Annotated in this window: 25 protein-coding genes; 11 read left to right on the forward strand and 14 right to left on the reverse strand. The window is 68.7% G+C overall.

Translation table 11 applies throughout. The annotated features are described in order from the left end of the window. Positions 1 to 25: 25 nt before the first annotated feature. Together BHQ18_RS02100 and BHQ18_RS02105 are read right to left on the reverse strand one after the other, a co-directional pair. Positions 26 to 643 carry a GNAT family N-acetyltransferase gene (locus tag BHQ18_RS02100; protein WP_069411887.1) on the reverse strand — a complete coding sequence of 206 codons (618 nt, stop codon included), beginning with the start codon at positions 641 to 643 and terminating at the stop codon, positions 26 to 28. A 49-nt stretch (positions 644 to 692) separates the two neighbouring features. Then, a complete protein-coding gene (locus BHQ18_RS02105; RefSeq protein WP_069411888.1) occupies positions 693 to 1,388 on the reverse strand; it encodes an Ntn hydrolase family protein in 696 nt (231 codons plus the stop codon). 60 nt (positions 1,389 to 1,448) lie between these two features. Between BHQ18_RS02105 and BHQ18_RS02110 the strand changes: the two genes are divergently transcribed. Next, positions 1,449 to 1,643, forward strand: a complete 195-nt coding sequence (locus tag BHQ18_RS02110) for a hypothetical protein (protein WP_069411889.1) — start codon at positions 1,449 to 1,451, stop codon at positions 1,641 to 1,643. Position 1,644: 1 nt separating this feature from the next. After that, a complete protein-coding gene (locus BHQ18_RS02115) occupies positions 1,645 to 2,166 on the forward strand; it encodes a YbaK/EbsC family protein (RefSeq protein WP_069411890.1) in 522 nt (173 codons plus the stop codon). Here BHQ18_RS02115 and BHQ18_RS02120 read toward each other — a convergent pair. Continuing rightward, entirely contained in the window at positions 2,150 to 2,692 is a 543-nt protein-coding gene (locus tag BHQ18_RS02120) for a TetR/AcrR family transcriptional regulator (RefSeq protein ID WP_069411891.1), read from the reverse strand. The two genes, BHQ18_RS02115 and BHQ18_RS02120, sit on opposite strands and share 17 nt — an antisense overlap. After that, complete coding sequence (locus tag BHQ18_RS02125; protein ID WP_069411892.1) at positions 2,676 to 3,113, reverse strand: SRPBCC family protein; 438 nt, start codon at positions 3,111 to 3,113, stop codon at positions 2,676 to 2,678. The genes BHQ18_RS02120 and BHQ18_RS02125 overlap by 17 nt, the downstream gene beginning before the upstream one ends. A gap of 134 nt (positions 3,114 to 3,247) precedes the next feature. Between BHQ18_RS02125 and BHQ18_RS02130 the strand changes: the two genes are divergently transcribed. Next, on the forward strand, positions 3,248 to 5,368 hold the full coding sequence (locus BHQ18_RS02130; protein WP_069411893.1) for a DUF1214 domain-containing protein: 2,121 nt from the start codon (positions 3,248 to 3,250) through the stop codon (positions 5,366 to 5,368). Positions 5,369 to 5,418: 50 nt separating this feature from the next. Further along, entirely contained in the window at positions 5,419 to 6,111 is a 693-nt protein-coding gene (locus BHQ18_RS02135) for a TVP38/TMEM64 family protein (RefSeq protein WP_069411894.1), read from the forward strand. Here BHQ18_RS02135 and BHQ18_RS02140 read toward each other — a convergent pair. Genes BHQ18_RS02140 through BHQ18_RS02155 form a run of 4 tightly spaced genes read right to left on the reverse strand, consistent with a single transcriptional unit; the run spans position 6,108 to position 9,126 of the window. Next, the gene (locus BHQ18_RS02140) at positions 6,108 to 6,698 is read right to left on the reverse strand and encodes a carboxymuconolactone decarboxylase family protein (RefSeq protein WP_069411895.1); all 591 of its coding nucleotides are present in this window, start codon (positions 6,696 to 6,698) and stop codon (positions 6,108 to 6,110) included. The genes BHQ18_RS02135 and BHQ18_RS02140 overlap by 4 nt on opposite strands. Continuing rightward, the gene (locus BHQ18_RS02145; protein ID WP_069411896.1) at positions 6,695 to 7,522 is read right to left on the reverse strand and encodes a TauD/TfdA dioxygenase family protein; all 828 of its coding nucleotides are present in this window, start codon (positions 7,520 to 7,522) and stop codon (positions 6,695 to 6,697) included. The genes BHQ18_RS02140 and BHQ18_RS02145 overlap by 4 nt, the downstream gene beginning before the upstream one ends. Positions 7,523 to 7,528: 6 nt before the next feature. Continuing rightward, positions 7,529 to 7,852, reverse strand: coding sequence for a hypothetical protein (locus BHQ18_RS02150; protein WP_069411897.1), 324 nt, complete (start codon positions 7,850 to 7,852; stop codon positions 7,529 to 7,531). After that, the gene (locus BHQ18_RS02155) at positions 7,849 to 9,126 is read right to left on the reverse strand and encodes an aromatic ring-hydroxylating oxygenase subunit alpha (protein WP_069411898.1); all 1,278 of its coding nucleotides are present in this window, start codon (positions 9,124 to 9,126) and stop codon (positions 7,849 to 7,851) included. Before BHQ18_RS02155 ends, BHQ18_RS02150 begins: the two co-directional genes overlap by 4 nt. A gap of 124 nt (positions 9,127 to 9,250) precedes the next feature. Between BHQ18_RS02155 and BHQ18_RS02160 the strand changes: the two genes are divergently transcribed. The 4 genes from BHQ18_RS02160 to BHQ18_RS02175 all read left to right on the forward strand — a co-directional run bounded on the left by BHQ18_RS02160 (position 9,251) and on the right by BHQ18_RS02175 (position 12,325). Beyond that, the gene (locus tag BHQ18_RS02160) at positions 9,251 to 10,165 is read left to right on the forward strand and encodes a LysR family transcriptional regulator (RefSeq protein ID WP_069411899.1); all 915 of its coding nucleotides are present in this window, start codon (positions 9,251 to 9,253) and stop codon (positions 10,163 to 10,165) included. 241 nt (positions 10,166 to 10,406) lie between these two features. Beyond that, positions 10,407 to 11,132, forward strand: a complete 726-nt coding sequence (locus BHQ18_RS02165) for a Crp/Fnr family transcriptional regulator (RefSeq protein ID WP_069411900.1) — start codon at positions 10,407 to 10,409, stop codon at positions 11,130 to 11,132. Between the two features lie 79 nt (positions 11,133 to 11,211). After that, on the forward strand, positions 11,212 to 11,367 hold the full coding sequence (locus tag BHQ18_RS02170; protein ID WP_165614518.1) for a hypothetical protein: 156 nt from the start codon (positions 11,212 to 11,214) through the stop codon (positions 11,365 to 11,367). Between the two features lie 133 nt (positions 11,368 to 11,500). Then, on the forward strand, positions 11,501 to 12,325 hold the full coding sequence (locus BHQ18_RS02175) for a SigB/SigF/SigG family RNA polymerase sigma factor (RefSeq protein ID WP_069412012.1): 825 nt from the start codon (positions 11,501 to 11,503) through the stop codon (positions 12,323 to 12,325). On the opposite strand, the gene BHQ18_RS02180 is transcribed toward BHQ18_RS02175, so the two are convergent. After that, positions 12,306 to 12,743, reverse strand: a complete 438-nt coding sequence (locus BHQ18_RS02180) for a Zn-ribbon domain-containing OB-fold protein (RefSeq protein ID WP_069411902.1) — start codon at positions 12,741 to 12,743, stop codon at positions 12,306 to 12,308. The genes BHQ18_RS02175 and BHQ18_RS02180 overlap by 20 nt on opposite strands. 70 nt (positions 12,744 to 12,813) lie before the next feature. Here BHQ18_RS02180 and BHQ18_RS02185 point away from each other — a divergent pair, with 70 nt between their 5' ends. After that, positions 12,814 to 14,004 carry a thiolase family protein gene (locus BHQ18_RS02185; RefSeq protein ID WP_069411903.1) on the forward strand — a complete coding sequence of 397 codons (1,191 nt, stop codon included), beginning with the start codon at positions 12,814 to 12,816 and terminating at the stop codon, positions 14,002 to 14,004. On the opposite strand, the gene BHQ18_RS02190 is transcribed toward BHQ18_RS02185, so the two are convergent. The 4 genes from BHQ18_RS02190 to BHQ18_RS02205 form a co-directional block, all read right to left on the reverse strand. Next, positions 13,987 to 14,379, reverse strand: a complete 393-nt coding sequence (locus BHQ18_RS02190; protein ID WP_069411904.1) for a DUF4267 domain-containing protein — start codon at positions 14,377 to 14,379, stop codon at positions 13,987 to 13,989. The genes BHQ18_RS02185 and BHQ18_RS02190 overlap by 18 nt on opposite strands. Before the next feature lie 172 nt (positions 14,380 to 14,551). Continuing rightward, positions 14,552 to 14,977, reverse strand: a complete 426-nt coding sequence (locus tag BHQ18_RS02195) for a VOC family protein (protein ID WP_069411905.1) — start codon at positions 14,975 to 14,977, stop codon at positions 14,552 to 14,554. Between the two features lie 16 nt (positions 14,978 to 14,993). Beyond that, on the reverse strand, positions 14,994 to 16,721 hold the full coding sequence (locus BHQ18_RS02200) for an alpha/beta hydrolase (RefSeq protein ID WP_069411906.1): 1,728 nt from the start codon (positions 16,719 to 16,721) through the stop codon (positions 14,994 to 14,996). A 55-nt stretch (positions 16,722 to 16,776) separates the two neighbouring features. After that, positions 16,777 to 17,691: an extracellular catalytic domain type 1 short-chain-length polyhydroxyalkanoate depolymerase gene (locus BHQ18_RS02205; protein ID WP_084293847.1), complete on the reverse strand. Its 915-nt coding sequence runs from the start codon at positions 17,689 to 17,691 to the stop codon at positions 16,777 to 16,779. 73 nt (positions 17,692 to 17,764) lie between these two features. On the opposite strand from BHQ18_RS02205, the gene BHQ18_RS02210 reads away from it, so the two are divergent. Next, the gene (locus BHQ18_RS02210) at positions 17,765 to 18,271 is read left to right on the forward strand and encodes a GAF domain-containing protein (protein ID WP_069411908.1); all 507 of its coding nucleotides are present in this window, start codon (positions 17,765 to 17,767) and stop codon (positions 18,269 to 18,271) included. 6 nt (positions 18,272 to 18,277) lie between these two features. On the opposite strand, the gene BHQ18_RS02215 is transcribed toward BHQ18_RS02210, so the two are convergent. Then, positions 18,278 to 19,615: an APC family permease gene (locus tag BHQ18_RS02215; RefSeq protein WP_069411909.1), complete on the reverse strand. Its 1,338-nt coding sequence runs from the start codon at positions 19,613 to 19,615 to the stop codon at positions 18,278 to 18,280. A 174-nt stretch (positions 19,616 to 19,789) separates the two neighbouring features. Between BHQ18_RS02215 and BHQ18_RS02220 the strand changes: the two genes are divergently transcribed. Continuing rightward, positions 19,790 to 21,175, forward strand: coding sequence for a glycoside hydrolase family 183 protein (locus tag BHQ18_RS02220; RefSeq protein ID WP_109789159.1), 1,386 nt, complete (start codon positions 19,790 to 19,792; stop codon positions 21,173 to 21,175).

Below are 21,175 nucleotides of genomic sequence, written 5' to 3' on the forward strand. Positions count from 1 at the left end.
TGTCCTGTTTCCGGCGGTTTTCGGGTCACTTCGCGTCTGGTCGCGGGAGGGCGTAGAGGGCCATCCGGCGGTTCGGCATGTCGTGCTCGCCGAGGAATTCGCAGCCGGCCCACTCGCACACGGCGCGGGCCCCGGAGTTGCGGTGGTCGGGGTCGAACATGATCCGACGGCATTGCGGGTCGAGTTCGAAAATATTGGCGGTCAAGCGCGGCAACAGAATCGGGCCGATACCACGGTTGACGAACCGCAACTCGGCGATCGCGGCGTGCAGGCCGATATCGTGCGGATGAGCGTCGTAGCGCGGCGCGATCGAATCCTTCGCGGCCCGGTACAACTCCACGTAGACGAACGGCTGACCGCGGAAATCGCCGACGAACGGTCGCGAATACTGCCCTGCCAGTTGGGCACTCAGATAACGGTGCCAGCGCTGCGGCGGCCACGGGTACTCCCACGACTCGACCAGGTGCGGGCGGTTCATCCACTCCGAGATCATTTCCGCGTCACGGTCGGGGTCGGCGAGCCTGACGTCGTACGGCGGGCCGAGCGTCGGCATCGGCGGGGCCGCGACCGCGCGGACCTCGTCGGAGATGTCGGTCAGCTCACGCGGCAGCACAGGAGTGGGTGCATCGTCGATCTCGGTCATTTCCGGACGAGCCTACCGGAATCGAGTAAGGCTAGGTTTTCCTTCCCCATCAGTCGAAGAGCCCGTCGAGCACTTGCTGTTCCATGTCGATCCACCGGCCCACGCGGTCGCGCAGACCGGCGATCTCGTCGTCGTCGAGATGCTGCGCGCCCTCGGGCGTGATCCGGCACAGATCCATCGGGCCACCGACGCTCGGTGAGGAAGTGTCCAGTGCGTCGAGCACCCGCAACGCGGCCACCATCCCGTAGTCGACGGGCCGCTCGGCCATCCGGAAATGCGACAGCAGCGCGTGCGCCTGCTGCGCCATCGGCGACCCGCTGCCGACGGCGTGGAAGCCGATCTCCTCGTAGTGGCCGATCAGCCCGTGCGGATCGACGTCGACGATGAACGGCTCACCGTCGGAGTAGCCGGCCGCCAGCACGTACGTCGCGGGAGTGGCGCCGGGCGGGGTCTCCGGCACATCGGTGATGAAGTTCGCGTAGTGGCGCTTGAGCACCGGCAGCATGCGGTCCTGCAGCGCGTGCCCGACCTCCGGCGCTTCGAGGATGGCGTCGGCTTCGTCGGCGAAGATCCTCTCCAGGTCGTAGAGCACCGCGCGCGAACCGCTGCCGCCCCACGCGGCTCTGCCGCCGAGCGGATGCAGCTTCTGCGCCGGATAGCTGAGCCCCCGCACCGGATCGGTGATCTGCGAGTCCGAGGCCACCACGATCCCGTCGGCACACCGCAAGGCAAGGACGACGGTCATCGGCGCTGTTTCCCGGGCATGCCCCGATCGTCGCACGCACCGGATGGCATTGTGGTGGGTATGCCGGTGGATCGACGAGCAGACTTGCAGCGCTGGCAGGACTCCGGCGCGATCTGGGAAGTACGCGGTCGGCGAGGCGACACCGTGACCGTCGCCCTGCTGCGCTGCGACGGCGGTGAGGAGGTCGAGGTGTTCACCTCCGACGACCCGCTGCTGCTGGAGTTCATCGGCGACCGACACAGCAGCGAAGACTGACGTGCAGCTCGGCAAGCTGACCTTCGTGGCGGCGACGACCGCGCCGGACCTGGTCGCCGAACCGGTGCGGCCGCGGCTGACCGACGGGCTGTGGGTCACCGAGATCGATCCGACGCTCGCCGACACCGCCGAGTTCTGCGCGCACTACGACGTCGCGCTGGACGTGTCGGCGAACTGCGTGGTCGTCGAGGCCAGACGCGCCGAGCGGGTCTGGTACGCCGCCTGCCTGGTGCTGGCCACCACCCGCGCCGATGTCAACGGGGTGGTACGCAAACACCTTGGCGCGCGGAAGATCTCGTTCGCCGCGATGGACACCGCGGTAACGCTGACGGGTATGGAGTACGGCGGCATAACCCCGGTCGGCCTGCCCGACGACTGGCCGATCCTGATCGACGAGCACGTCGTCGCCCGGGAACACGTGATCATCGGCGGCGGGGTGCGCGGCTCCAAGCTGCTAGCCACCGCGGATGTGCTGACCGCTCTGCCGAACGCCGAGGTACTGGCGATCACGAAGGCGGATTGACCGCGCCGCGAACGAGTTCGGCGAACGTCGCGGCCGCCGCGTCCACCCCGGCGAGGTCCCCGGTCGCGACCAGGTCGAGCAGCAGCCCGCGCGCCACCGCCAAGCCGAGCCGCATCATCGCCGGCTCGGCGTCGCCCGCCTGCGCCAGCCAGTCGTCGACAGCACCCGGCAGCATCCGGGCGAACGGCTCCTCACCCTGCACGCCGCGCGCATAGCACTCGAAGAACAGCCGCTCGAGTGCCCGCAGCTCCGGTCGCCGCAGCTGCGCCCACATCGCGGCGACCGCATCGGCGGGGTCCGGCGGCAGTTCGCTCATCAGGTCCATCTGACGCTGCTCGACGGCGCTGACGATCGCCAGCATCAGTTCGTCGCGCGAGCCGAAGTGATGCAACAGCATGCGGTGGCTGGTGCCGACGGCGGCGGCCAGATCACGCAGCGAGCGGTCACCGATCCCCGCGGCGGCGACCTCGGCCACCAGCGTGTCCAACAGCTCCTGGCGCCGCCGCAGGTCAGGTGGTCGAGCCATCGTGGTGTTCGCAGCGCGCCTTGAGGCCGGCGGCTTCCAGGTCGAGGTAGCGCCGCGTCATGGACCGCATGGCCAGGCCCACCAATGCTCCGATCGGGCCGCGTTGTTCGAGGCGCTGGTCGACACGGGTGCGCGTCGCCGAGACCGCGACGACGTCGTGCCGTGCCGTGGTCAATCCGCCCGACGAACGTTGCTCCCAGGTCCACGACGTCCCCGGGTTGACGTCGGTGACGACCCACACCAGCTCCGGCATTCGCGGCTGTTTGATCGCGAACCGGCGGCCGCTCAGCAGCGCTTCCCCGTCCAGGGCGACGATCCGCGTGACCGACGCCGTCCACTGAGGCCAGCGCTCGACATCGCTGAACACCTTCCACACCAGGTCTGCGGGCGCATCGATGTCGACGCCACACTCCGTGAGCATGTACCAAACGGTACATGAATGGCGGCTGTCGATGTGTCGAAGTCGCAAATATTTGCCGCCGGCTTCGCTACGGTACGGCCACGGAAGTTTGCTCGACGACCGCTCCGAGACCGTTTCGGGAAAGGATTCCCGCCGTGGCAACCACGCCCAACTCATATGCACGGTTCGTCGGCAGGGTCGGCGCGCTGGCGGTCGCACTCGGTGTCGGCGCGGCGGTCGCGACGACTCCGGGGTTTGCTGTCGCCGACGACACCGGCGCGGACACCTCCGAAGCCGCCGATGCCGGCGCCGCCGGTACGGACACCTCGCCGGACTCCGTTGTCGGCGGGAACCTCTCAGACAACGACGACGCCGGCGAAGACGAGGAGGAGGAAGCCGAGGACGACGAGAGCGAGGACGACGAGGCTCTAGACGACGAGGCTCTAGACGACACAGCCGAGGACGACGAACCGGTCGAGCCGAAGAAGAACGACGACGATCCCGCCCCGGTGAAGCGCACCGGTGACCGTGAGCCGGCAGTGACCTTCAGCGGCAACGTATCCCGCACCACCGAGACCACGCCCGAGCCGACACCCGATCCGGTCGAAGACATCGCGACCGACCTCGGCGCACCCGTCGAGGAGGAATCTCCGGTAGCCGAAGCCGCCGTCGCGCCGGTCACCTCGGAACCGCCGGCCACCGCGGCGGTCACCGCAGTGCCCACCGTCGTCGGCTCCATGCTCTCGGCGCTGGGGTTCGGCCCCCTGGCCACGCAAGGCCCGGCGGTACCGACGCCGTCGTCTCCACTGCTGTGGGCGATGCTCGGCTTCGCGCGCCGCGAGATCGGCAACACCCCCGCAGAGTCCGCGACCGCCACACCGACGGCCGCCGCGCTGGTCGTCGCGACCGAGACGGTCAGTCCACTGGCCACCCCCGAACAGCTTGCCGCCGAGCGGATCGCCGCGCGCACCGTACGCACGCTTCCGGTCATACTCATGAAAATGGTTCTGCGGCAGCAGTTCCTGGCTGCAGCGCAGCGGCTCTACCCGGACGGTATCGACGCCGAGAACATGGCGGCGCTGAACCGGGCCGTCGACGAGTACGCGATGGGCGCGGCGTTCCAGCAGCAGCTGCTCGACTCGATGAACCCGAAGGTCGTCGCGCAGGTCGCCCCGCCGCACGTCTGGTTCGGGCAGGCGGTCCCGGGTTCGCGGATCCTCTACGACAACCCCGACACCATCTACCGCTTCATGGGGGTCAACGGGGCGTCGGAGTACGTGATCACCGGGCGGTTCCACGACATGACCGCCGACGGGCGACCCTCCGACACCACGTTCAGCGTGCTCGAAGGTGTCGGCGGCACCACCTCGGCGATCCTGACCGCCGACGATCTCGAGGTCAACGAGGACGGCACCTTCACGATCACCGTGAGCCGGGAGCCCGCCAACGGCCGCAGAAACCACCTGCAGCTGACCACCGGATCGACCATCATCGCGGCACGAGACACGTTGGGCGACTGGAACTCCGAGGTCCCGGTGAGCCTGTCCATCGAGCGTGTCGGCGGCCCGCCGAACAGCCTGTTCGCCCAGATCGGCGGGTTCGCGTTCCTCGGCCAGTTCGTCAGCGGCAACCCGCTGCTCACCACGCTGGTGTCGGTGGTGCCGCCCCTGCCGTACATGCCACCGCTGCTGCGCGGCGCGTTCACCGCGGTGATCCTGGTGGTCCGCGGCGCGGCCGAACAGGCCAAGTACATGGCGCTGGCCACCACCGACTCCGACACCGGGGCGCCGCGACCCGTCAACGAAATCGGACAGCCCGCCAGCAACGCGGAGTTCCTGGCCAACCAGCTGCAGAGCAACGGCCACTTCCAGCTCGCCGACGACGAGGTGCTGGTGCTCACGATCGATCCCGGCGACGCCGGGTACTTCATCGTCCCGACCTACAACATCTGGACGATCACCGACGACTACTGGAGCGAACCCGGCAGCCTGAACAACGAGCAGGCGGTGCGCAACGCCGACGGCACGTACACGGTCGTCATCTCCCCCACCGACCCGGGCGCGGCGAACTGGGTGTCGACCAGCGGTCTGAACCAGGGCGCCATCGCGATCCGGTTCCAGGATCTCGGCCTCGACGCTCCGCGCATCGTCTCGCAGCAGGTGATGTCGCATGAGGCGCTGCGCGACCACCTGCCTGCCGCGGCGTTCGTCACGCCGGAAGAGCGCGCCGCTCAACTCGCCCTGCGGCAGGCCGGTTTCGACAGCCGCTGGTCCTGACCGCAGTCCGCGGGTCCGCGCTGCCGCTCGTGCGGCAAGATGGCCCCCACATGACAAACGGCGACATGACCCTCGACGAGCCCGTCTCGCGGCGACGGCACATTCTGCGGCTCGCGGTGTTCGTCACGTTCCTGGCCGTGATGTTCTACCTGGCCGCGGTCGCCGATGTGATCGACGTCGATCAGGTCCGCGGCGCGGTGGCCTCGGCCGGACCGGTCGCACCGCTGGTGTACGTCGTGGTGTCGGGTCTGCTCGGCGCGGTGTTCGTGCCGGGCCCGATCCTGGCCGCCGCCAGCGGGGTGCTGTTCGGCCCGCTGGTCGGCACGTTCGCGACGCTCGGTGCGACGGTCACGACGGCCGTCGTCACCAGCCTCGTCGGCAGGCGGGCCGGCCGTGACAGCGCGCGGGCGCTGCTCGGTGAGGAGCGGTCCGTCCGGCTCGACGCGTTGATCGCCCGCGGCGGGTTGTGGGCGGTCGTCGGGCAGCGGTTCGTCCCGGGCATCTCCGACGCGCTTGCCTCATACGGGTTCGGCGCGTTCGGGGTTCCGTTGTGGCAGATGGCCGTCGGCGCCTTCATCGGTTCGGTGCCGCGGGCGTTCGTGTACACCGCACTGGGCGCGTCGATTTCAGATCTGAACTCACCGTTGACGTACGTGGCGATCGCGGTGTGGTGCGTGACGGCGGTGGCGGGCGCGTTCGCAGCCCACCGAGGGCTGCGCAGTTGGCGGCGGCGCGAAAGCTAGTCCGGCAGCTGCGCGCTGCCCGCCGGCGGAGACAGCTGCCACGTGTCGCAGGCCATCGCGAGCATCCCGTACGTGCCGACGACGAAGATCAGCTCCATCGCCTGGTGCGTGCCGATGTCGTCGACGAGGCGCTGCCACTGCTCGGGCGTCGCCCGGCCGTGCGCCAGCAGTTCGTCGGTCGCCTCCAGGACCAGCCGGTCGATCCCGTCGAACCCGGTGTTCCCGCGCGTCAGCGCGTCGATGTCGTCGTCGGACAGTCCGCCGGCCCTGGCGATCTTGACGTGCTCACCCCAGAAGAACGCCGAGCGCCGGGCGTAGGCCAGCCGCAGCACGGCCAGTTCGCGCAGCCGCAACGGCAGCTCGCCGCGCTGCAACAGAAAAGCGTTGTAGACCAGGAACTTCCGCGCCATCGCCGGGTGACGGGCCAGCACGCCGAGGATGTCGAACCGCAGCGGGTCGCGGGGCTCGCCGGAGCCGGCGCGCGGAACGTCGTGTCCCGGCACACCCATCAGCGCGCCCACGGCGTCGTACTCGGCCTCGCCCCATTCATCGACGGTCAGCGGCCGCAGCAGCGGATCCTGCGTCACTGCAGCGGCTCCTCGCCGGCGAGGATCGTGCGGTGCATGAGCCGGCCGCTGTCGACGGCGTACGGCAGGGCCCGGTGCATGGTGCCGGTGTTGTCCCAGATCAGCAGGTCCCCGACCTCCCACTGATGCCGGTAGACGTACTGCGGCTGGGTCGCCCAGTCCCGAAGGCGCGCAAGCAGTGCGCGGCTCTGCTCGACCGGCATCCCGACGACGTAGTCGGCCGTCGCACCCAGCAGCAGTGATTTGCGGCCGGACTGATGCGTCCACACGAACGGGCATTCCTTCGTCGGCGACTTCTGCCAGAACGCGATCTCGTCGTAGCTCATCTCCGGGGTGACGTAATACTGCGACCGCTCGGCGCTGTGTACCACGCGCAGGTCGGCGATCAGGTCCTTGTCGGCCTGCGGGAGATCGTCGTAGGCGGCGTAGGTGTTGCAGAATTCGGTGTCACCGCCGGTGTCGGACAACCGCACCGCCCGCAACAGCGTCGCCAGGTTCGGGTACGGCTGCAGCGAACCGTCGAAGTGCCAGAACAGCGAGCCCCGCAGATACTTCGCGCGCTGGTTGACCGATTCGTCGAGCGAGATCTTGTAGATGCCGTCCTCACCCTCGTTGGCGACGACCGTGCCCAGCGTCCTGGCGATCGCGACCTGCTGCTCGTCGCTGACCTGCAGCCCGCGGAAGAACACCACGCCGCGCTGTTCGAGTGTGTCGCGGATCATTTCGGCGCACCGGCTGCTCAGCAGCGTGTCCAGGTCGGTGCGGATCTCGCTGCCGATCCTCGGTGTCAGGTCGATGATGTCCAGTGCCGACGTCAGGCTCACAGCGGCTCAGCTCACTCTCGTCAGGATCGTCTCGGCCGAATGCTTGACCCGCGGCTGGCCCCACAGTTCGACCGCGAGCGACACGGTGATCAACGAGTACAACAAATTTCGCAGGTTCGCCACGTCGTCGGGCAGCGGCTCGCGGTAGTCGAACTTGTCGACGTAGGCCAGCGCCTCCTCGGCGTACGGGAAGATCTCGTCGTAGAACGCCCGGATCTGCTCCATCGAGCTGTTGACCCGTTTGACGTAGCGTTCGTGCCCGTCCTCGATGGACCACTCGGGCACCAGGTGTTCGAGGTGCGAGAACTCCGGCGGCAGAACGGCGCTCATCGATTTGCCGCCTCGCCGGCGCTGACGTAGTCCGAGACGACTTTGTGGAAGTGCCGCAGCAGGATCTCCTCGTCGTTCATCGGAAAATGCGTCAGCACACCGCTGTTGAGCATCGCCTGCAGTCCCTCCGACGGGCTGGCGTCCTCGAGGATGATGTCGTTGAGGAACGTGACGGTCAGTTCCTGGCCCAGCCGCTCCCGGTGCGTCTTCGGCGGCTGGTAGTACATCTCGGTCTCGAAGATGTGCGAGTGCGGGCCGGTGGGCCAGTGCGTGTGCACGGTGAACCCCGACGCACCGAAGATCAGCACGAAGTTCGGGAAGAACTGGAACGAGTCGAACCCGTACTTCTCCGATCGGGTGGGGTTGAGCCCCGGCGGCATCGGCGCGCGGTCGGTGCGCTTGTTCCAGGGGCCGGCCGCGCTGGCCTCGAACACGCACTCGATCGGCTTGGAGTACGGCGTCTTCTGCGAAGGCTCACCGGCGAACGAGAACATCCGGTGCGGGCCCGCCAGCCGGTAGCCCAGCGCGTCGGTGAACGGGTTCGGCTGGTCGAAGGCCTCCCTGGCCTCGGCGGTCAGCGCGCCGAACGACGAAGCGTGCAGGTACGGCCCGTGATAGCTCTCGGCGAAACCGTCGAGGAAAATCTTCCAGTTGCACTGCAGTTCGGCGGTGAACTTGTACACCTGGTGCGGGCCGGCGAACGGATAACCCTCGATGCCGTGCGCCAGGTCGCCCAGGAACGACCGCAGCGGCTCGGTGTTGTGCGGGTTGAGGTTGATGAAGATGAACCCCTCCCAGACCTCGCACTGGATCGCCGGCACCCGGCAGCTGTCAGCATCGAAATCCAGCAGGAGATCGGTCCGCGTCGCCGAGTGCAGGGAGCCGTCGAGCTTATAGCGCCAGCCGTGAAACCTGCAGTACAGCAGCGGTGCACGCCCGGACACCTCCTTGAACGGGTCGTCCTCCCACAGCATTTTGTTGCCGCGGTGCGGGCAGATGTTGTGGAACGCCCGGATCGAGTCATCCTTACCGCGCACGACGATCACCGAGGTGTTGAGGAACCGCAGTTCGCGGGTGAAGTAGCTGCCCGACCGCGGGACCCGTTCGACGCGTCCGACGTACAGCCAGGTCTTCTTGAAGATGTGTTCGCGTTCCTTGTCGTAGAACTCCGGTGACACGCAGTCCTCGAGCGAGACGGGCCCGCGGCCCAGCTCCGGGTAGGCGTCGGTCCAGTGTCCGCTGGCAGGTTTGGTCACCAGGCTGTCATGACTCACAGGTCGTCCCTCCGTCGGGCTGAAGACGGTAGGCCGAAGGTACCGCCGGACAATCCGCCGAAATAGACCCGTTCGCGCAACACCGTGTTGCATATTTGGAACGCAGCCGTCCAGGAAGGGACCCGTGGAGCAGAACCTGCCGTTCGATGTCGACGCCCTGCTGGTCTTCGGCAAGGTCGTGGAGAACCGCAGCCTGTCGCGGGCGGCGACGCTGCTCGGCATGCCCAAGTCGACCGTCAGCCGCAAACTGACCAAGCTAGAGGCCGACCTCGGCATCAAGCTGCTGCGCAAGAACACCCGCCAGTTGACCGTCACCGACCTCGGCGAGAAGGTCTACCACCACGCCGTCAACATCCTGACCGAGGCCAACGGAGTGCGGGCACTGGTGGAGAGCAGCCGCTCCGAACCCCGCGGCGAACTGCGCGTGGCGATCCCGGTGTTCGTCGGCATCGACTACGCGTCGCGGGTCGGCGCGGCGTTCCTGCGGCAGTACCCGAACTCGCGGCTCGACATCCGCCTCGTCGACAACATGGTCGACCCGATCCGCGACGGGTTCGACGTGGTCTTCGGCACCGGCCCGCTGCAGGATTCCACGCTGATCGCCCGCAAAGTGTTCAGCCTCGAGTTGTTCCTCTGCGCCGCACCGCAATTCGTCGCCCATCAGCCACTGACCGAACCCGGCCAGCTGGATTCGGTGCCGTTCATCGACTTCGGCTTCGGCGGCCCGCGCCGGCTCGCCGTCACCCGGCGTTCCCGCCGCATCGAGGTGACACCGCAGGTCCGGGCCCGCGCCAACAACTTTCAGGTGTGCAAGCAGTACATCCTGGAGGGGCTCGGCGTCGGGGCGATGCCGACGCAGATCATCTGCACCACCGAACTGCGCGAGGGCACGCTGGTGCCGGTGCTGCCCGACTGGCGGCTCGACCCGCTCGATGTGCACATGATCTACCCGTTCGAGCTGTCCTTCTCGACGCTGATCAGCGCGTTCTACGAGACCGCGTGCGAGATCATCGTCGAGAACACCGCACGTGCGACGTAGCGCAGACCCCGCCGAGTGGCCACTTAAGCAGCGTCAAACCGCAAAACCCGCGCGACAACTGGCCACTCGAGGATGCCGACCACCCGCCGGGTCCCCCACCCCCCGCCGAGTGGCCACTTAAGCAGCGTCAACCCGCAAAACCCGCGCGACAACTGGCCACTCGAGGGTCCGGCAGCGGAGCCGGCAGGTGACGGTTTAGCCCCGTCCCGGCCGGGTAATCCGCGCTCGATTGGGAGGGACCATGCTGGAAGCACCTACCCCGGCGCCGTCCGGGACCCGCCTGGACCGCCGCAGCCAAGCGGTACTGGCGCAGACCCCGATCCTGCGCGGCCTGTCCCCCGGCGACCGGGCGGTGTTGATCGAGTGCTTCGAGCCCGTCCGGTTCGCGGCCGGCCAGCTCATCTACCGGCAGGGTGAGCAGAGCACGGGGCTCTACGTCGTGCTGGCCGGCAAGGTGAAGATCGGCTGGCGCGCGGCCGACACGCCGGACAAGCTGCTGGCTGTCGTCGGCCCGCCGGATGTCTTCGGCGCCGAGTCGATGTTCGATCCCGGGCCGCACCCGGATTCCGCGACCGCGCTGACCGACGTCCGCGCCGCGGTGATGGACCGCGACCAGTTGCCGATGTGCATCGCGGGCCGCCCCCACATCGCCGAACAGCTGATGCGGATTTTGGCACGCGGTCTGCAGCGGACCGAAGACCAGATCACCGACCTCAACTTCACCGACGTTCCGGGTCGCGTTGCCAAACAGCTACTTTCGCTCTCCCAACGGTTCGGGGTCCGCCGCGACGGCCGGGTACACGTCGACCACAACCTGAAACAGGCTGAGATCGCCCAATTGGTAGGCGCGTCAAGGGAATCGGTGAACAAGTCCCTGTCGGAGTTCACCTCCCGCGGCTGGATAACGGTGCACGGCAGGAGCATTGTCATCCACCAGGCCGAGCCGCTGGCCCGACGGGCACGCTGACGGCGAATGCCCCGGATCACGGTTGCGCCGCGGTTGCCGCGGGTACCTGTAGGTCATGGACGCTGACACACTCATCGCGATGGCAGGGCTGACCGCGCTGGCCGCGGCTGCGCTGACGGGCGCGGTCTGGGACAGCGCGCTGGTGAGCTCTCCGGTGCGGGTGCGGACCCGTTCGCGCGGGCGGCACGCCATGCCGGTCAACGCGCCGACTCCGGCGCGCGACGCCGTGCGCTGACCCTCGAGGGGTACGCTCGTCATCGGGGGCAGCGACGGTGATGTTTCGGCACGCCGCGCTAGGGGGTAAACCGCAACAGCACAGGTTCAGATCCGAGCCGTGATCGGCAGGGTCGAGGGTTTAGGAGCCTGTGGTGTCAGATAACAGCTCTGAATACGCAGATGTGACGGACATGTTCCGTCAACTCAAGGCGCTCGACGAAGGCTCGCTCGCCTACCAGCGCCAGCGCGAGGCGATCGTCGCCCGCACGCTGCCGCTGGCAGACCACATCGCCCGGCGCTACCGCAACCGCGGTGAGCCGATCGACGACCTGATCCAGGCCGCGCGCGTCGGCCTGGTCAACGCGGTCAACCGCTTCGACCCCGATAACGGTGCCGACTTCCTGTCGTTCGCGGTCCCCACGATGATGGGCGAGGTGCGCAGGCACTTCCGTGACTACGGATGGGCCGTGAAGGTGCCGCGCCGGCTCAAGGACCTGCAGGGCCAACTGGTGAAGGCGCGTGCGGAGTTGTCCCAGCAGATCGGCCGGGCGCCGACGGCGTCGGAGGTGGCCGCCCATCTCGGCATCGACCGGGAAGCGGTGATGGAGGCGACGATCGCCAGCAGCAACTACTCGACGCTGTCCACCGACATCGCGACCTCAGCCGACGACGAGTACCGCTCGGTCGGAGAGACCCTCGGCGACGTCGACCCCAACATCGACAAGGTCGTCGACCTGGAGACCGTGCGCCCCCTGATCGCCGCGCTGCCCGAGCGTGAGCAGACCGTGCTGGTGCTGCGGTTCTTCGAGAGCATGACCCAGACTCAGATCGCCGAGCGGATGGGCTATTCGCAGATGCACGTCTCGCGGCTGCTGGCCCAGGCGTTGCGTCGACTGCGCGAACAGGTCGCCGAACCCCCTGCCCGGGACTCCGGGCCGCCGCGCGGACGCCGAGCGGTCAATCGCGGCGCGGCGTGAACACCGGCACGTACACGTCCTGACCCTCGTGCGGCTGGCGTTCGAATGCCACCTCGACGGGCAATCCGACGCGCACCGAATCCGGTTCGCAGTCGACGATATTGGCGGCCAGGCGCAGCCCGGGCTGCTCCTCGAGTTCGACGATCGCGATCACGTACGGGACCGGGACGGCCGGATTGAACGGCTGGTGGTTGACGGTGTAGGTGAACACCGTCGCGCGCCCCGACACCGGCGCAGGCGTGAGGTGCCCGGCGCAGTCGGGGCAGTCCGCCGCGGGTGGCGATACCCACCGGCCGCAGCTCTCGCACCGGTGGATCAGCAGTCGTCCGTCGCTCCCGCCGGTCCAGTACGGCCGGTTGTGCTCATCCAGGGGCGGCAGCATCCTCGCTGCCGTGGCGGGTGCGACGTCATCGGACACGACTAGCAACGTACAGTCGGTTGCGCTGTCTACACAAAAACAGACTGTTGCGGAAGCGGGTGACGACGACGTGAACGTCTTCGAGAAGGACGCGGTCATCAGCGGCCTCGGCATATCGCGCATCGGGCGGCGGACCGGCATCCCCGGTATGGAGCTGACCATGGAGGCGGTGCGCGCGGCGGTGGCCGACGCCGGCCTGAACGTCGAGGACATCGACGGCGTCGTGACGTTCGGTGATGTGCCGTCGGCGGAAGTGATTGCCGCACTCGGTGATCACGCGACCGACCAGGGCTTCGGGTTTGCGACAGGCGGCATCCTCACCCCCGTCATGTCGGCGATGATGGCCGTTGCCGAGCGTCGCGCCCGCCACGTCCTGGTCTACCGGACGGTGCAGATGCTCGGCGGCACGATGAACCAGGCGCCCAGCGACGGCGACGACAACCCGCTGGCCAATCCGCCCGAAGAACCTCGCACGCCTGGCGCACCGCGCAAGCTTCGGCCATTCGAGGACGTCGGCGAACTGCTTGCCGCGCACGCCTATTCGGCGGCGAACTGGTTGGCGATGCACTGCCGCAGGCACATGGACCTGTACGGGACCACGAAGGAACAGCTGGGCTGGCTGGCAATCAACAGCAGGCGCAACGCCGCGCTCAATCCGCTTGCCGCGTACCGAGACCCGATGACCATGGAGGACTACCTGGCGGCGCGCCCGGTTTCCACGCCGTTCGGACTCTTCGACTGCGACGTCCCGATCGACGGGTCGATCGCGTTCGTCATCTCCCACGCCGACTACGCCGCCGACGCCCCGTCGGCGGTGCGGGTGGAAGCCGTTGGCGGATCGTACGGTTCGGGCGGATGGTTCCACCGCGACGACTTCCCGAAGATGGCGTCCACCGATGCCGCCGCCCAGATGTGGTCGCGCACCGATCTGCGCCCGACCGACGTCGACGTCGCCGAACTCTACGACGGGTTCACGTTTCTGACGTTCGCCTGGCTGGAAGCGCTCGGCTTCTGCGCCGACGGCGAGGCTGGTCCGTTCGTCGAGGGTGCGACGCGGATCGCGCTCGACGGCGAGCTACCGCTGAACACGTACGGCGGGCAGCTGTCGGCGGGCCGCATGCACGGGTACTGGCTGCTGCACGAGGCGTGTCTGCAGCTGCGTGGGCAGGCCGGCGACCGTCAACTGGCGCGGCGGCCCGAGGTGGCGGTGGCCGCGGCCGGGGGCGGGCCGATCGCGGGCTGCCTACTGCTGACCCGCTGAGCGGCCGGGCGGTTTACGCAAGGCGCCCCACAGGCCCACCCCGATGCCGATGACCGCGCCGCCGAGGCCGATGGCCCGCGACGAGCCGCTCAGCTGATCGTGCACCGGCATGCCACCGAGGAGGTCGGCCGCGTCGGCGCCGCCGGAGGCGAGAAACCATCCGCGGGTGTCCCGGCCGCGCAGCGCCGCCGACAGCAGCAGGCCGCCGATCAGGGCGTCACGATAACCCATGGACCGCAACAGCAATCGGGCATTCGGGGTCGGCTGGCTGGAGTCACCCCAGAGCCGGTTCGCACGCAACGGGTCGACCAGGAACGAGACGCCCGAGGCGAATCGGATACCACCGGCGACGAGCGCGGCGCGATCGAGTGTCATGGCCGCAGCCTAAGCCCGCCGGCCGCCGCGTCGGGGCGGATCGCGAAACCACCCGCGAGCCGCGCTGGACGCGGCGCACGCCGAGTGGCGTGAGCACAGCCGGGTGCGCAACACCGACTCGTGGTTGTTCAGCGACATGCGCGTCGCGGTCGCACGGCTGGCGAACTGAGGTCTAGTCGACCGCGAACAGCTCCAACTGGATGTTGTCGGGGTCCCGGAAGACCACCGTCGCGAACGGGAACGGCTGGTCACCCGTCTGCACCCCGGAATGCGCGATACCGAGTTCGTCGAGCCGCCGCGTCCACTGGTCGAGCGCATCGCGCGACGCGACGTTGAACGCGACATGGTCCAGCCCCGTTCGCGCCTCGTCGAATTGTTGTCCGTCGTTGCCGGTGTTGGTGTGCAGGCCGAGCACCACCCCCGAGTTCGGCTCGATCAGTAGTTCGGCGTAGCCGGTGTCTTCGCACCCGTAGTGCGGGAACTTCATCGGCAACCGCTGAGCGTCGAACAGCCGCTGGTACCAGGCCAGGCTGGCCTCCAAGTCGGTCACGGTGATCGAAACGTGGTGGATCCCGGTGATCGTTGGTGCGTCGGCCATGTCGCCTCCTGGTGCTCTAGACCTCGAGCCCGAGGTCGGCGTAGATCTTCGGACGCTCGGCGTGCGCGTCGGGCAGGAACGGGAAGATCGTCCAGTCGTGGATCTGCCCCCTGCGCAGTTCGAACGTGAAGTCGGCGCCAGGTGTGGCGGCCGCCTTCTGCTGCAACACAAGCACATCCGGTGTGCGCAGGTCCAGCGAGCCGGCGTAGACGGCAATCGGCGGAAGGTCGGCCAGCGAACCGTAGATCGGGCTGGCGAGGGGGTGCTTCGTCCCGTCGGGATCCTCCGGTGTCTCCAGACCGCGCGCCCACCACTGCCCGTTGCGCCTGGAACTGGCCGGGCTGAGCAACGGATCGTCGACGTCGGCGATCGCCGGGTTGGTCATGCTCGTGTCCAGCACCGGTGAGAGCAACACCAACCGGCCGGGCAGCGTCGCGGTCAGGCAGGCCTCGTCGCCGTCGCAGCGCCGCACGAGTTCCTGCGCGGCGGCCAGCGCAATCGCGCCGCCCGCGGAGTCGCCGATGACGCTGACGTTCTCCCGGCCGTGGGTGTCGACCTGGGCGGCGATGAAGTCGGCGACGGTCGGCACGACGGTCTTGGCCGTGCCCCCGGTGCCCTGCGAATTGGCCAGCGGGTACAGCGGCACCACCACCGTCGCGCCGGTGTTTCTGGCCATGTCCGCGTAGGTCCACCAGTGGAAGAGGCTGGCCGTGGAGATGAACGAGCCGCCATGCAGCGCGACGACGACCTTCTCGGTGGGCTGGGTCGGCGCCAGCGTCCACACCTTCCACCCCTCGTACTCCGAACTGGTCACCTTCAGCCCGAGCGTCACGAAGAACGGCGGGATGCCGTCGGTGAAGAACGGGATGCGGGCGCTGGTGCCGTTCAACTCGATACCGAACAGGTCGAGCACAGGTTTGATCAGCCGCAGACCCGCGACGAAGATCTGCGTGACCAACGACGGTCGGCCGGTGAACACCGGTTCGGTGACCGCGGCGGCGGCCATCGGTGTGCTGACCGATTCCACGACCGGGGCGTTGGCCAACAGGGCATCCTCGACCTCCCGGCGCGCGAAGGCCATCAGCGCCAACGGGATCGGCGGCGGCGCCGGTTGGGCGGGCCCGTCGGCAAGCGGCGCCAGCACCGTCGTCAGCACCGTGGACAGCAGGGTGGCAGTCGTGCTGACCGGCGCCGGGTCGGGTTCGTCCTTCAGCGCGACGGTGTCCTGCGACGGCGCGGGCGGGTCGGGTTGCTGCACAACAGGTTCGGCGGCGGGTTCGGCGATCTCGACGACGGCGGGGGCGGGCTCTTCGGTGCTCGCTGCCGGGGCGACCGGTTCGGCCCGGGTGAAATCGTCGGCCGTCTCGGTGTTGTCGACCGGGTTCTGGTCGGCGCGTTTCGAAGCCGGCGGTTCCTCGGGTTCGTCGTCGACTTCCTCTTCTTCCGCGTCCTCTTCCCGGTCGTCCTCGTCGTGCTGCGCACCCCCGGTCGACACGACGACGCCGACCGGCGCCGACCGGACGTCGTCGGCCTCGTCCGGTTCGGGATCGGGCGTCGACGGTTCGGCCGGTTCGTCGCCGGATTGTTGTTCTGGCGAACTGGCCGGCGCGCTGGCCGGTGAGTCCGCTGCGGCGTCTTCGGTTTGCGCCCAGGCGATTCCGCCGCCGTTCAGTGCGGCCGCCCCAACCCCCAATGCGACGGCCAGAACACCGATCCGGCCGACGTACGTGACAGCTCTGTCCATGCCACGGTCATATCAGATTGTTTGCCGGAACTCCGACTGTTTGCCCGGATTGACGTCAGCGACCGTGGGTGGCGAAGAACTGCCCGGTGGCGTGTGAGGCGTCGAACGGGCTGAGAAATCCGCCGGGCCACACATGCCCGCCGCCGTCGATCTGGACGAAGACCACCTCGGTTCCGCCGGCACATCCCGCTGCCGACAACCGGCGCACCGGACCTATGACCTCTTCGACGGGCGGCGGGCACCCGTTCACCTCGCGCCACCGCTGCGCCATGGCCGCCGGGCCGAGGATCGTGCTCGGGCCGCCGCGCCCCACCATCGGCCCGCCGCCGAACGGCACCACCGGATCTGCGGTGCCGTTCACCTCGAGGACGGACACTGCCTGCGACGGGGCGCACGGCAGCGTCGAGGTGAATGACGCGGCCACCGGCGCGATCGCGGCGAAGACATCGGCGCGCTGACAGCCCAGGCGCGACGCCATGAACCCGCCCGCCGACGTGCCGGTCGCGAAGACCCTGCCGGGTTCGATGTCGTGCTCCTGCCGCAGGCGGTCCACGAGCGCGACGATGAAGCCGACGTCGTCGACGCCCTGGCGGTCCGGAACCGAGGCACCCCGGCCGTCGGCCCAGCTCATGTCCACACCGTCGGGATAGGCGACGACGAACCGGTGCTGGTCGGCGATCGCGTCGTAGTTCGTCGCTTCGGACTGTGCGACGCCGGTCATTCCGGCGCCGTGCAGGTTGACGACCAGACCGGCGGGGTCGTCCGGGCCCGGCGGCGTGTGCACCTGATACGTGCGGTTCAGACCGCCGACGGTCAACGCGCCCGCCGCGTCGCCGCCGGGGAAGGCCGCGACCGGCGGCGCGGACACGCCCAGAAACAGACCGGCCAGCACGGCCGCCCCCCGAAAGATCACGTTCACCTCCGCGACTCTAGAAGCCGCGTGTCCCCGATCACGCCACAACGCCGACATGCGTTTGGCCGCTTCGCCGCCGGGTATCACGTGCGCACTCCGGACTCGGTTCACGTTCGACGATGGGACAGCCTTGATCACCTCGCAGATGACGTCCAACCCGGCGGTCGCCCGCCTGCACCACTGGCCGGCGCCGGCCAGCATGACCCTCACCGGCACCCTGCGCTTCATCGCGGAGCGCGCCGCCGAGGAGGTGGGTGTGTCGTCGGGCGCCGGTGTCACGCTGTTGACGACGGGCGGGCGCCGCATCACTTCGGTGGCCACCGACGCCGTGGCCGAGCAGCTCAGCGCGTTGCACGACGGTTACCACGGAAACCCCGGCAGCACAGCGTGGTTGCGCGGCTCGGCGGCCCTGCGGTGGTCGGACTGGTACCGGCGCGCCACCGAACTCGGGGCGCCCAGCGTGCTGGTCGCACCGCTGCGCACGCCGCAGCGGGTGTTGGGGGTGCTGATGGTGTACTCGTGCCGACCCGACGCCTACCGCCGCTCGGACGAGGACATGCTCGACCACTACGCCGGTGACGCCGCGATCCTGATCGACGAAACCCAGAGCGCGCGAACGCAGTTCGACAGGCGCTGAGCCGGTTCAGTCCGTCTGGTGGCGGGTCGCCGCGCGGGCAACCAGGTACAGCACTGCGCCGACGGCCAGCAGGATCGCGGCGAACAACCACACCTTGGCGGTCTGCTGGGTCAGCAGCAGCACACACGACGCCACACCGAGCACCGGCACCGCGGTCCACACCCGGAAGTGCGGATGGTCGACGTGGTCGCGGCGCAGGACCAGCACCGCGACGTTGGTCGAGATGAACACGAACAACAGCAGCAGCACGACGGTCTCGGCGAGCGTCGACAACTCGCCGACCAGGCTGAGCCCCATCGCCACCACCGTCGTGGCCACGATCGCCGCCCACGGCGTACGCCGTCCGGGCAGGACGCGTCCGAGCACCGAGGGCAGCAGGTTGTGCTCGGCCATTCCGTAGGTCAGCCGGCTCGCCATGATCATGGTCAGCAGCGCGCCGTTGGCGACCGCGACCAGGGCGATCGCGCTGAACAGCCAGTCGGGCACCCCGACACCGGTGGCCGCCACCACGTCGAGCAGCGGACCCGACGACTGGGTCAGCTCCTCGGGGGGCAGTGCGATCGCGCTTGCCAGGCCGACGAGGGCGTAGATCACCCCGGCGGTGATCAGCGCGCCGAACAGCGCGGTCGGATACACCTTGCTGGGGTTGCGGATCTCCTCGGCGACGTTGGCCGAGGTCTCGAAGCCGACGAACGAGTAGTACGCCACGATCGCCCCGGCCAGGATGGCCAGCGCCGGGGTCGCGCCGTCGGGGAATTCGGTGACGCGACTTACCTCGCCGCGGCCCGCACCGACCATCATCGCCACCGAGATGATCACGATCAGCAGACCCGTCAGCTCGATGACGGTCATCACCACGTTGCTCTTGACCGATTCGCTGATCCCGCGGGCGTTGAGGCAGGCGATCAGCGCCAGGAAGACCACCGCGGCGGGCACCGCCGGCACGTCGATGAAGGTCGTCAGGTAGTCGCCGGCGAACGCCAGCGACAGCCCGGCCGCGCTGGTGACGCCGGCGGCCAACATGCAGAAGCCCACGAGGAACGACACGACCGGCCGCCCGAACGCGCGCTCCGCGAAGACGGCCGCGCCGCCGGCGCGCGGATACTTGGTCACCAGTTCGGCGTACGAGCCCGCGGTGAGCAACGCCAGGAACAGCGCCACCAGCAGCGGCGCCCACAGCGCCCCGCCCACATCCCCGGCCAGCACGCCCATCAGCGCATAGATCCCGGCGCCGAGCACGTCGCCGAGGATGAACAGGAACAGCAGCGGACCGGTGATCTTGCGTTTGAGCTTGTCCTCGTTGACCGGGGTGTCGCTGTCGCTGGCTTTCGCCGCAGATGTCATGTACCTGCAGATACCCGGCGGGCTGAGCGGGAAACGACCGCTGTGCGGGGTTGCGACACGGTCACGGATGCATACCTATCCGCACACCAAGATCACTTTCGCCACAGCGGTCACTAACGTCACTTGCGCCCTATCGCTGACGTCGCCGCGACGTCCGCCGCGGAAAGGTGTGACATGGCGCCGCGCTCCCCTCTCCTGCCGCTCTCGGTGGCCACCGTGATCGGCCTGGGCATCGCGTTCGGGGTGGCGCCGGATGCGCTCGCCGAACCCTGCACGGGCGCGGCCGCGGCCGCGCAACCACCCGCGGCGCCCAACGCCGGTGCGACACCGGCGCTGCCGGGCGGTCCGCCGGTCGGGCACCGGCCGCGCGGCACCAACGACGGCGCCCCACTGCCGCCGCTGGGCCAACTCCCCCGCTCGGCCCAGATGCAGCAGCAGGCGGCGGTCGTACCGGCCCCTGCGCCGGTCGATGCCACCGCCCGTCAGGTCGCTGCGCCCGACCCGCCACCGCCGCCCGCCCCGCCGGGCACCTCGCTGGTGGGTTGGGTGACCGGACCGGAGAGCCCCAACGACACCATCGGGCGGTTCGCGATCACCGGCACCGACCTCGGGATCATGTGGGACAACGGCGATCCCGCCAACCGGCAGGTGCTGATGGCGTTCGGCGACACCTACGGCTACTGCGGTGTGCGCGGGCAGCAGTGGCGGTACAACACACTGTTCCGCACCCAGGACGGGGCGCTGTCGAAGACCGTCGCGGTGCCCGACGGCACGGTGGGCAACCGGTACTCGGGGTCCCCGCTGTGGGCGCCGGGGCTGTCCAAGCAGATCATCAACACCACCAAGTGGGCGTCGACCGAGAAGGGCATCATCCCGACCGCGGGCATCGCGGTGGGCGGTAATCAGTACGTCAACTTCATGTCGATCAAGAGCTGGGACAGCGACGGTCGCTGGACGACGAACTACTCGGCGATCGCGGTCTCACCGGACAACGGCGAGCACTGGGGCGTCTACCCCGGCTCGGTGCGCACCCCGCACGACGGCAGCATCGAGGGCGCCCGGCACATCCCGGGCAACCAGAACTTCCAGCAGGGCGCGTTCCTCAAACCCGGGCCCGGCGACTCGTACCTGTACTCCTTCGGCACCCCCGCGGGGCGGGGCGGTGCGGTGTACGTGTCGCGGGTGCCCGCCGACGGAGTGGCTGACCTGGGCCGGTACGAGTACTGGAGTACCGACCGGAATGCTTGGGTGCCAAGAGATCCTGGTGCCGCCACCGTCGTGATCCCGGGTCCGGTCGGTGAGATGACCGCACAGTTCAACACCTATCTCGACCAGTACCTGGTGATGTACTGCAACGGCGCCAACGACGTGGTCATCAGGACCGCGCCCGCGCCGCAGGGGCCCTGGAGCCCCGAACGGTTGCTGGTGAGGTCAACCGAGATCCCCGGCGGCATCTACGCGCCGTTCCTGCATCCGTGGTCGACGGGCAAGGAGCTGTACTTCAACCTGTCGTTGTGGTCGGCCTACAACGTGATGCTGATGCGTACGGTCCTGCCGTGA

Source organism: Mycolicibacterium flavescens (assembly GCF_001722335.1).
Lineage (GTDB): Bacteria > Actinomycetota > Actinomycetes > Mycobacteriales > Mycobacteriaceae > Mycobacterium > Mycobacterium flavescens.

Bases quoted from the DNA above. Each gene is read 5' to 3' on its own strand.
- BHQ18_RS02100 (WP_069411887.1), bottom strand. From the start codon at position 643: ATGACCGAGATCGACGATGCACCCACTCCTGTGCTGCCGCGTGAGCTG.
- BHQ18_RS02105 (WP_069411888.1), bottom strand. From the start codon at position 1,388: ATGACCGTCGTCCTTGCCTTGCGGTGTGCCGACGGGATCGTGGTGGCC.
- BHQ18_RS02110 (WP_069411889.1), top strand. From the start codon at position 1,449: ATGCCGGTGGATCGACGAGCAGACTTGCAGCGCTGGCAGGACTCCGGC.
- BHQ18_RS02120 (WP_069411891.1), bottom strand. From the start codon at position 2,692: ATGGCTCGACCACCTGACCTGCGGCGGCGCCAGGAGCTGTTGGACACG.
- BHQ18_RS02125 (WP_069411892.1), bottom strand. From the start codon at position 3,113: ATGCTCACGGAGTGTGGCGTCGACATCGATGCGCCCGCAGACCTGGTG.
- BHQ18_RS02135 (WP_069411894.1), top strand. From the start codon at position 5,419: ATGACAAACGGCGACATGACCCTCGACGAGCCCGTCTCGCGGCGACGG.
- BHQ18_RS02150 (WP_069411897.1), bottom strand. From the start codon at position 7,852: ATGAGCGCCGTTCTGCCGCCGGAGTTCTCGCACCTCGAACACCTGGTG.
- BHQ18_RS02165 (WP_069411900.1), top strand. From the start codon at position 10,407: ATGCTGGAAGCACCTACCCCGGCGCCGTCCGGGACCCGCCTGGACCGC.
- BHQ18_RS02170 (WP_165614518.1), top strand. From the start codon at position 11,212: ATGGCAGGGCTGACCGCGCTGGCCGCGGCTGCGCTGACGGGCGCGGTC.
- BHQ18_RS02190 (WP_069411904.1), bottom strand. From the start codon at position 14,379: ATGACACTCGATCGCGCCGCGCTCGTCGCCGGTGGTATCCGATTCGCC.
- BHQ18_RS02195 (WP_069411905.1), bottom strand. From the start codon at position 14,977: ATGGCCGACGCACCAACGATCACCGGGATCCACCACGTTTCGATCACC.
- BHQ18_RS02200 (WP_069411906.1), bottom strand. From the start codon at position 16,721: ATGGACAGAGCTGTCACGTACGTCGGCCGGATCGGTGTTCTGGCCGTC.
- BHQ18_RS02205 (WP_084293847.1), bottom strand. From the start codon at position 17,691: ATGTCGGCGTTGTGGCGTGATCGGGGACACGCGGCTTCTAGAGTCGCG.
- BHQ18_RS02215 (WP_069411909.1), bottom strand. From the start codon at position 19,615: ATGACATCTGCGGCGAAAGCCAGCGACAGCGACACCCCGGTCAACGAG.
- BHQ18_RS02220 (WP_109789159.1), top strand. From the start codon at position 19,790: ATGGCGCCGCGCTCCCCTCTCCTGCCGCTCTCGGTGGCCACCGTGATC.